Raw genomic sequence first — 11050 nt, 5'->3', positions numbered from 1 at the left:
CGCTGGGAGTCGCATCGATGACGAACGAAGAGAAGCTGCTCGACCACCTGAAGTTCGTCACGGGTGAGCTGCGGCAGGCGCACCAGGAGCTGCGCGCAACGCGGGAGCGGGACTCCGAGCCCATCGCCGTCGTCTCCATGGCCTGCCGCTTCCCCGGCGGCGTCCGCACCCCGGAACAGCTGTGGCAGCTGGTCACCGAGGGCCGCGACGCGGTCGGCCCCTTCCCCGCCGACCGGGGCTGGGACCTGGACGCACTGCTCGACCCGGACCCCGAGCGGCCCGGGAGCAGCTACGGTCACGAGGGCGGATTCCTCCATGAGGCCGCCGAGTTCGACGCCGGGCTCTTCGAGATCTCGCCGCGCGAGGCCGTCGCCATGGACCCGCAGCAGCGGCTGCTCCTGGAGACCTCGTGGGAGGCCTTCGAGCGGGCCGGCATCGACCCGAAGTCGGTGCGCGGCGAGCGGATCGGCGTGTTCGCCGCCACCAACGGCCAGGACTACGCCACCGCGCTCGCCGCCGACCCGCAGGCGGCCGAGGGCTATCTCGCCACCGGCGCCGTCGCGAGCGTGCTGTCCGGACGGCTCTCGTACGTCTTCGGGCTGGAAGGCCCCGCCCTCACCGTGGACACCGCGTGCTCGGCGTCGCTGGTGGCGCTGCACCTGGCCGTGCAGTCGCTGCGCAGGGGCGAGTGCACCATGGCTCTCGCGGGCGGCGTCACGGTCATGGCCACGCCTGCCGCGTTCGTCGAGTTCTCCCGCCAGCGGGGGCTGGCGGCCGACGGCCGGTGCAAGGCCTTCGGGGACGGCGCGGACGGCACCGGCTGGGGCGAGGGCGTCGGGATGCTGCTGGTGGAGCGGCTCTCGGACGCCGTACGCCACGGCCACGAGGTGCTGGCGGTGGTCCGCGGCTCGGCCGTCAACCAGGACGGCGCCTCCAACGGGCTGACCGCGCCGAACGGTCCCTCGCAGCAGCGGGTCATCCGTGACGCGCTGGCCTCGGCGGGCCTGGCGCCCTCCGACGTGGACCTGGTCGAGGCGCACGGCACCGGCACGAGGCTCGGCGACCCGATCGAGGCGCAGGCGCTGCTGGCCGCCTACGGCCGGGGCCGCGCCGCCGACCGCCCGCTGTGGCTCGGCTCGGTGAAGTCCAACATCGCGCACACCCAGGCCGCCGCCGGAGTCGCCGGCGTCATCAAGACGGTCATGGCGCTGCGGCACGGCGTGCTGCCCCGTACCCTGCACGCCGACGAGCCCACCCGGCAGGTGGACTGGTCGACCGGCGCCGTACGGCTCCTCACCGAGAACCGCCCCTGGCCCGGCCCCGACCGGACCAGACGCGCCGCCGTCTCCTCGTTCGGGGTGAGCGGCACCAACGCGCACACGGTGCTGGAGCAGGCACCCGAACCCGACCCCGAGACCGGGGAGGGCCCGGCCGCGCCGCCGCCCACGGCCCCCGAACCGCCGCTGATCCCGCTCCCGCTCTCCGCCGGCACGCAGCGCGCACTGCGCCGGCAGGCGGTGGCACTCCACGCGCACCTGACCGAACGGCCCGAGGCACGCCTGGCCGACCTCGGCCACTCGCTGGCCACCACCCGCGCGTCGCTGGCCGCGCGGACCGTCGTCCTGGCGGCGGGGCGTGACGACGCGCTGCGGGCGCTCGCGGACCTCGGCGAGGGCAAGGTCCCGCCGGAGGCGGAGTCCGGCACGGCCGCACCCGGGCGCACGGCGTTCCTGTTCTCGGGCCAGGGCGCGCAGCGGCTGGGCATGGGGCGAGGGCTGTACGAGGCCTTCCCCGTGTTCGCCGAAGCGCTCGACGCGGTGTGTGCGCAGGTCCGACTCCCGCGGCCCCTGAAGGACGTGCTGTTCGGGGAGGACGCCGAGCTTCTGGCCCGCACCGCGTACACGCAGCCCGCTCTGTTCGCCGTCGAGGTGGCGTTGTTCCGGTCGGTGGAGTCCTGGGGGCTGGCCCCGGACATGCTGGTGGGCCACTCGATCGGTGAACTGGCCGCCGCGCACCTCGCCGGAGTGCTCTCGTTGGAGGACGCGTGCGCCCTGGTGTCGGCGCGCGCCCGGCTGATGGACGCGTTGCCGCGGGGCGGCGCGATGCTCGCCGTCGAAGCGGCCGAGGACGGGCTGGACCTGCCCGACGAGATCGACGTGGCGGCGGTCAACGGGCCCGCCTCGGTCACCGTCTCCGGGGACGCCGACGCGATCGACGCCCTGGAGGAGCGGTTCCGGGCACGCGGGGTGCGCGTGAAACGGCTGGCCGTCTCGCACGCGTTCCACTCGCACCTGATGGAGCCGATGCTCGACGAGTTCGCCGCCGTCGCCCGGTCGCTGACGTACCGTGCCCCGACGCTGCCGATCGTGGCCACCGCCCCCGGGGACCCGGCCACCCCCGAGTACTGGGTCGGGCAGATCGTCGCCCCCGTCCGTTTCGCCGACGCCGTGCGCCGGGCGCACGGGTTCGGTGCCACCCGCTTCCTCGAACTCGGCCCGGACCGGTCCCTGTCCGCCCTCGTGCCGTACCTCGTCGAGGAAGCGACCGCCGTGCCCACCCTGGGCTCGGGCCCCGACGAGGCCGCCTCGCTGCTGCACGGCATCGCCCGGGTCCACGTGCACGGCGCCCCCGTCGACTGGGCGGCGCCGCTCGGCACCGCGGGTGCCCGGCGCGTGGAACTCCCCACGTACCCGTTCGAACGGCAGGTGTACTGGCCCGACGTCCGGCTGAGTGCCGGGGACCTGACCTCCGCCGGCCTCGGCGCGACGGGGCACCCGCTGCTGGGCGCCGCCGTGTGGCCGGCCGTCGGGGGAGGGGTGCTGCTCACCGGTCGGCTCTCCGCCGCCACGCACGGCTGGCTCACCGACCACACGGTCCTCGGCGGTGTCCTCGTCCCGGGCACCGCGTTCGTCGAACTCGCCTGGCAGGCCGGGGAACACGTCGGCTGCGGGGCCGTGGACGACCTCACCCTCACCGCGCCGCTCGTGCTGCCCGCGCGCGGCGGCGTGCAGATCCAGGTCAGCGCCGGAGCCGAGCGCGAGGACGGCACCCGCCCTCTGGAGATCCACTCGCGTCCCGACGGCGAGGAGGAATGGACCGGCCACGCCGTCGGACGACTCGCCGCCGCTCCGACCACCGCTCCGGCGGGCACCGCACGGGCCTGGCCCCCGGAGGCCGAGCCGGTGGACCTCGACGGCTTCTACGAGCGGGCCGCCGGGGCCGGTTTCGCGTACGGACCCGTCTTCCAGGGGCTGAAAGCTGCCTGGCGGGCGGGCGACGAGCTGTACGCCGAGGTCGAGCTGCCCGAGTCCGCCCACCGTGAGGCGGGCCGCTGCGGACTGCACCCCGCCCTGTTCGACGCCGCGCTGCACCTCACCGGCCTCGACCCGGACCGGGCCGGGCTGCCCTTCGCCTGGCAGGGCGCCACCCTGCACGCGACCGGCGCCACCCGGGCCCGCGTCCACCTCACCCCCGTCGGCGCGGACGCCTGGACGCTGCGGATCAGCGACCCCGAGGGCACCCCCGTCGCCACCGTCGAGTCGCTCACCCTGCGGGCCGCGACCGCCGTCGACCGGGGCCACGACGACTCGCTCTTCCTCCTCGACTGGACGCCGGTACCCGTGCCGGCGCCGGCACGGCGGGCATCGCTCGCCCTGGCCGCTGACGGACTCGGCGCCTTCCTGGCCGGGTTCTCCGGTGCCGCACCCGACGTCGTCGCCTGGCCCGTGGCGGACGCGGACACCGAGGTCGCCGTATCCGAGGTCCTGGCCGGCCTCCAGGCGTGGCTGGCCGACGAGCGGTTCACCGTGTCCCGGCTGGTGCTGATCACCCGCCGTGCCGTGGCCGCGGTACCCGCTGACGACGTCACCGGTCTGTCCGGGGCGGCCGTCGGCGGTCTCGTACGCTCCGCGCAGGCCGAACACCCCGACCGGTTCGTCCTGCTGGACGTCGACACCGACACCGACTCCGGGGCCGGGACCGGCACTGGCCCTGGCTCTGGCTCTGGCTCTGGCACCGACATCCTCACCGACGCCGACCTGCTCGCCGTGCTCACGGACGGCGACGAACCCTGGCTCGCCCGGCGCGGCGGCACCCTGCTCGCCCCCAGGCTGGCCCGCGCCTCGGCGTCCGGCGCACTCGCCGTGCCCGACACGGAGGGCTGGCGACTCACCGCCGACCGCGCCTCCGGCTCCCTCCGCGACCTGGCCCTCGCGCCCGCCTCCGAGGCGACCGCGAAGCCGGCGCCGGGCGAGGTACGGGTCGAGGTGCGTGCGGCGGGGGTGAACTTCCGTGATGTGCTGATCGCACTCGGGCAGTACCCGGACCCCACGGCCCTCATGGGGTCGGAGGCTGCGGGCGTCGTGGTCGAGGTCGGCCCCGGAGTCGCGGACCTCGTACCGGGCGACCGGGTCTTCGGCCTGTTCCAGGGGGCCTTCGGGCCGCTGGCGGTGGTGGACCGGCGGATGGTGGCGTCGATGCCGGAGGAGTGGACCTTCTCGGACGCGGCCTCGGTGCCGATGGCCTTCCTGACGTCCTACTACGCGCTGGTCGACCTCGCGGGGCTGACCGCCGGCGAGTCGGTGCTGGTCCACGCCGCCGCCGGTGGCGTGGGGATGGCCGCCGTACAGGTCGCGCGGCACCTGGGCGCCGAGGTGTACGGCACGGCCTCACCGGCGAAGTGGGCGGCGACCGGACTGGACCCGGACCACCTCGCCTCCTCGCGTGACCTGGGCTTCGAGCAGGCCTTCGCGCGGCGCACCGAAGGGCGCGGCGTGGACGTCGTCCTCAACGCGCTGGCGGGCGAGTTCGTCGACGCCTCGGCGCGGCTGCTGGCGCCCGGCGGCCGCTTCGTGGAGATGGGCAAGGCGGACCTGCGCGACCCCGACTCGTTCGGCGACCGCCGCTACCGCTCCTTCGACCTCGGCGAGGCAGGGCCGGACCGGTTGCAGGAGATGCTGCGGGAGGTCCTGGAGCTGTTCCGCGCCGGCCGGTTCACCTTGCTGCCCGCGCGGGCGTGGGACGTCCGGCAGGCGCCGGAGGTCTTCCGGCACGTCGCCTCCGGCGGCCATGTCGGCAAGAACGTCCTGATGCTGCCGCGGGCCCTCGACCCGGAGGGCACGGTCCTGATCACCGGCGGCACCGGCACCCTCGGATCGCTGCTGGCCCGGCACCTGGTCGAGCACCGGGGCGTACGACACCTGGTCCTCACGAGCCGGAGCGGTCCCGCCGCGCCCGGCGCGCGGGAACTCGCGGAGCGACTCGGCGCGCTCGGCGCACAGGTGCGGATCGCCGCCTGCGACGCCACCGATCGGGAGGCCCTGGCCGGACTGCTGGCCGGCCTCCCCGCCGAACACCCGCTCACCGGGGTCGTGCACGCGGCCGGTGTCGCCGACGACGGTGTCATCGAGGCGCTGACGCCCGAGCGGCTCACCGGCGTACTGCGCCCCAAGGTCCGGGCCGCGCTCGCCCTGCACGAACTGACCGCGGGCCACGACCTGGCCCTGTTCACCGTCTACGGCTCCGCGTCCTCCGCATTCGGCTCCCCGGGCCAGGCCAACTACGCCGCCGCCAACGCCTTCCTGGAGGCGCTGGCCCAGCAGCGCCGGACCCGGGGACTGGCCGCGACCGCGCTCGGCTGGGGACTGTGGGCCGAGGAGAGCGCCATCAGCGGCGGCCTCGGCACCACCGGTCTCGCCCGCGCCACCCGCGTCGGCGGCGCGCTCTCCGCCGACGAAGGACTCGCCCTCTTCGACACCGCCCATGCCACCGGACTGCCCTACCTGCTCCCGCTGCGCTTCGACGCGTCCGTCGCCCGGACGCTGCGCCCCGTGCCCGCGCTCCTGCGCGGCCTGGTACGCGCCCCCGCGCGCCGCGCCGCCGGTACCGTCCCCGGCGGTTCGGGCCTCGCCGGACGCCTCGCCGCGCTCTCCGCCGCCGAACAGCGCCGCCTGCTCACCGCACTGGTGTGCGCCGAGGCCGCGACCGTCCTCGGGCACACGGGCGCGGACGCGGTGGCCCCGGACCGGGTGTTCAAGGAACTCGGATTCGACTCGCTGACCTCCGTCGAACTGCGCAACCGCATCAACGCGGCCACCGGACTGCGCCTGCCCGCGACACTGCTGTTCGACCATCCCACCCCGGCCGCGCTCGCCGACCACCTCGGCACCGAACTGGTCGGCGAGGCCGGCCCGGCGCATCGGGCCACCACCGGCTCCGCCACCGACCACGGCGAGCCGATCGCGATCATCGGCATGTCGTGCCGGCTGCCCGGCGGCGTCCGGTCGCCCGCCGACCTGTGGCGGCTCGTGCACGCCGGAGAGGACGCCATCACCGCCTTCCCGACCGACCGCGGCTGGGACATCGACACCGCGGCCCTGCCGTACGCGCCGCTCGGCGGGTTCCTCGACGACGTGGCCGGGTTCGACGCCGGGCTGTTCGGGATCTCGCCGCGCGAGGCACTGGTGATGGACCCCCAGCAGCGCCTGCTGCTGGAGACGGCGTGGGAGGCGTTCGAGGCAGCGGGGCTCGACCCCCTGGCCGTCGCCGGTGAGCCGATCGGCGTGTTCGCGGGCGCCGCCTCCTCGTACTACGGCCTCGACAAGGCCCTCCCGGAGGACGTCGCCGGCTACCAGCTCACCGGCGGCGCCACCAGCGTCCTCTCGGGCCGGGTGGCGTACTCGTTCGGCCTGGAGGGCCCCGCGGTGACGGTGGACACGGCGTGTTCGTCGTCGTTGGTGGCGGTGCACCTCGCGGTGCAGGCGCTGCGCAACGGTGAGTGCGACATGGCCCTGGCCGGGGGAGTGACGGTGATGGCCGGCTTCGGGGTGTTCAGCGAGTTCAGCCGCCTGGACGGACTGGCCGAGGACGCGCGCTGCAAGGCGTTCGCGGAGGCCGCGGACGGCACGGGCTGGTCCGAGGGCGTCGGCCTGCTGCTGGTGGAGCGGTTGTCCGACGCGGTGCGCCGGGGCCATGAGGTGCTGGCGGTGGTGCGGGGGAGTGCCGTCAACCAGGACGGTGCGTCGAACGGTCTGACGGCGCCCAACGGTCCGTCGCAGGAGCGGGTGATCCGGCAGGCGTTGGCCAACGCGCGTCTCGAGGCGTCGGACGTGGACGTGGTGGAGGCGCACGGGACGGGCACCAGGCTGGGTGACCCGATCGAGGCGCAGGCGCTGCTCGCGACGTACGGACAGGGCCGGCCCGAGGACCGCCCGGTCTGGCTCGGTTCGGTCAAGTCGAACATCGGGCACACGCAGTCGGCCGCGGGTGTGGCCGGCGTCATCAAGATGGTGCAGGCGCTGCGGTCGGGAGTGGTACCCGCGACCTTGCACGTGGAGGAACCGACCTCGCACGTCGACTGGTCGGCCGGGGCGGTGCGGCTGGCGGTCGAGTCGCGGGCGTGGCCCGAGACGGGGCGCGTGCGTCGGGCGGGGGTGTCGTCGTTCGGGATGAGCGGCACCAACGCGCACGTGATCCTCGAACAGGCCGAGCCGGTACCGGCGGCGGTCGCGGTGCCGGAGTCCGGGGTGGCTCGCGGCGGGGTGGTGCCCTTGGTCGTGTCGGCACGGTCGGCGGGCGCGCTGTCGGGACAGGCGGGCCGGTTGCGGGAGCTGGTGTCCGGTGTGTCCGGGCCGGACCTGGTGGACGTGGGCTGGTCGTTGCTGTCGCGGGCGGGGTTGGAGCACCGCGCGGTGGTGCTGGCCGCCGACCGGGAGGCCGCTCTGGAGGGCTTGGGTTCGGTGGCCGAGGGGGCGGCCGCCGGTTCCGTACAGGGCGTGGTGAACGGGGGGCGCGGTGTGGTGTTCGTGTTTCCGGGTCAGGGGTCGCAGTGGGTGGGGATGGGGCGGGAGTTGGCGGGTTGGTCGGGGGTGTTCCGGGAGGCGTTGGCGGAGTGTGAGGTGGCGTTGGAGCCGTGGGTGGAGTGGTCGTTGTCGGAGGTGATCGAGTCGGGTGATGAGGGGTTGCTTCAGCGGGTGGATGTGGTGCAGCCGGTGTTGTGGGCGGTGATGGTGTCGTTGGCGCGGTTGTGGCGTGGGTGTGGGGTGGTGCCGTCTGCGGTGGTGGGTCATTCGCAGGGGGAGATCGCGGCGGCGGTGGTGGCGGGTGGGTTGTCGTTGGAGGACGGGGCGCGGGTGGTGGCGTTGCGGAGCCGGGCGATTCTGGCGTTGGCCGGTGGTGGGGGGATGGTGTCGGTCGCTGCGGGTCGGGGTGTGGTGGAGGAGCTGGTGGGTGGGTTCGGGGGGCGGTTGTCGGTGGCGGCGGTGAACGGGCCGGGGTCGACGGTGGTGTCGGGTGAGCTTGGGGCGTTGGAGGGGTTGTTGGAGTTGTGTGGGGTGCGGGGGGTGCGGGCGCGGCGGATTCCGGTGGATTACGCCTCGCATTCGGTGCAGGTGGAGGCGGTGCGGGAGCGGGTTGTGGCGGAGTTGGCGGATGTGGCGCCCGTGTCGTCGGGGGTTGCGTTGTATTCGACGGTGACGGGTGGTGTGGTGGATACGGCGTCGATGGATGCGGGGTACTGGTTCGAGAATCTGCGGGCGACGGTGCGGTTCGAGGAGGTGACGCGGGGGCTGCTGGCTGATGGCCGGTCGGTGTTCGTGGAGTGCAGTCCTCATCCGGTGCTCGCTGTCGGGGTGGAGGAGACGGCTGAGGCCGCGGGTGTGGATGCGGTGGTGGTGGGTTCGCTGCGTCGTGGTGAGGGTGGTGAGGAGCGTTTCCTGAAGGCCCTGGCCGAGGCATGGGTGGCGGGAGTCGAGGTCGACTGGTCCACGGTCGTCCCCACCGGACGGCGTGTCGAACTGCCCGCCTACGCCTTCCAGCACGAGCGCTACTGGCTGGAGCCCGCGCCGGCCACCCGCGAGGCTGTCGTCGCCGACGTCGGGGAGGCCGCCTTCTGGGACGCCGTGGAACGCGGTGACCTGGCGGAACTCACCGGCACCCTGGAGCTGGAGTCCTCCCGGGAACTCGGCGCGCTCCTGCCCGCGCTCTCCTCCTGGCGCACCCGACGCCGTCAGGACACCACCATCGACACCTGGCGCTACCGGATCGAGTGGGCCCCGCTGACAGGACTGCCCGCCGCCGGCCCGCTCACCGGTACCTGGCTGGTCGTCGCCCCTCTCGCCTGCGAGCTGACGAAGTGGGCCACCACCGCGCTGCGCGCCGCCGGGGCCGACGTCCTGGAGTGCGAAGTGGACGCCGACCACGCTCCGGACCGCGCCACCCTCGCCGCACGCCTGAAGGAGACCACCGGCCCCAACGGGACCACCGGCCCCGAGGAGCCCCTCTCCGGTGTCCTGTCACTCGTCGCCACCACCGACGGCGCGCTGCCGAGCACCACGGTGCCCGCCGGGGTCGCCACCACCGTGACGCTGACCCAGGCGCTCGGCGACGCGGGCATCACCGCACCCCTGTGGACGCTGACCCACGGGGCGGTGTCCACCCACGACGAGCCCGCCGACCGTCCCGCCCAGGCGGCGGTCTGGGGTGTCGGCCGGGTCGCCGCGCTCGAACACCCCGACCGCTGGGGCGGGCTGATCGACGTCCCCCCCACTCCCGACAGCACCGCCGGCGACCTGCTGACCGTCCTCCTGGCCGGCGGCACCGGCGAGGACCAGGTCGCTGTCCGCGACCGCGGCATCCTCGCCCGTCGACTCGTCCGCGCGCCGAAGGACACCGACACCACCCAGCCCGCGCCCGCTGCCTGGACCCCCACCGGAACGGTGCTGGTCACCGGCGGAACCGGGGCCGTCGGCGCCGAGGTCGCCCGCTGGCTGGCCGGCCGGGGCGCCCCCCATCTGCTGCTGGTCGGCCGGCGCGGCGAAGCGGCGGACGGCGCACCGGAGCTGGCGGCGGAGCTGACCGCACTCGGTACGACGGTCACCCTGGCCGCCTGCGACGTGACCGACCGGGACGCGCTGGCGGACGTCCTGGCCGCGGTGCCGGCGCAGTGGCCGCTGACCGCGGTGCTGCACGCGGCCGGCGTCGACGGTGTGACCGCACTGGACGAGGTCGACGCGGACCATCTCGACACCGTGCTCGGCGCGAAGGTCACCGGTGCGCGCCTCCTGCACGAGCTGACCCGGGAGGCGGACCTGGAGCGGTTCGTGGTCTTCTCCTCCGGCGCCGCCGTGTGGGGCGGCGGAGGGCAGGGCGCGTACGCCGCCGGCAACGCGTTCCTGGACGCTCTGGTACGGCACCGCCGCCAGGCCGGTCTGGCCGGGACCTCCGTGGCGTGGGGCACCTGGGCCGGCGGTGGCCTCGCCGCGTCGGGGGGAGGGGACCGGCTGCGGCGGCTCGGGGTAGTCCCGATGGAGCCCGCACCGGCCGTACGGGCCCTGGCGGGCGCGATCGACCGGCACGAGGACGGTCTGGTCGTAGCCGACATCGACTGGGACGTCTTCGGACCCGCGTTCACCGCGAGCCGGCCGAGCCCGCTGATCGCCGCACTGCAAGCCGACCGGACCCCGGAAGCGGCCGACGAGCGGAGCGACGACGAGACCTCCGTCCTGCTCGACCGGCTCTCCGCCGCACCGGCCAGGCAGCGCCGGCAGATCCTGCTCGATCTGGTCCGCACCGAGGCAGCGGCGGTCCTGCGGTACCGGGACGGACGGGTCGTCGAGGCCGCGCACGCGTTCAAGGACCTCGGCTTCGACTCGCTCACCGCGGTCGAGCTGCGGAACCGGCTCAGCCGCAGGACCGGGCTGCGGCTGCCGGTGAGCCTGGTCTTCAACCACCGCACCCCCACGGGGGTCGCCGCCTACCTCGGATCGGAACTCGGCGTCGCCGACCACGGACCGAGCGCCGACCAGGCACCCGCCGAGCCCGGAGAGGACGCCATCCGGACGGCACTGGCGACCGTTCCCCTCGCCCGCCTCCGCGCGGAGGGCCTGATGGACACGCTGCTGCGCCTGGCCGGCGACACCGACGAGCCGTCCGCACCGCCCACCCAGACCACCCCGTCCACCGACGGCGACTCGATCGACGAACTGGACGCCGACGCGTTGATCGACATGGCGCTGAACGCCGACCGAGACGATGCCTGAGCCTGTGGAGAACT

General features: G+C 74.8%; 1 protein-coding gene. It reads left to right on the top strand.

Translation table 11 applies throughout. The features are described from left to right. The first annotated feature begins 2 nt into the window (after positions 1-2). Positions 3-11036, top strand: a complete 11034-nt coding sequence (locus AC07FV_RS26025; RefSeq protein ID WP_479089704.1) for a type I polyketide synthase — start codon at positions 3-5, stop codon at positions 11034-11036. Positions 11037-11050 lie beyond the last annotated feature (14 nt).

The organism is Streptomyces sp. NPDC045956 (assembly GCF_056430705.1).
Note: the sequence above shows the minus strand (reverse complement) of the source record. Positions and strands in the feature narration are given on the sequence as shown.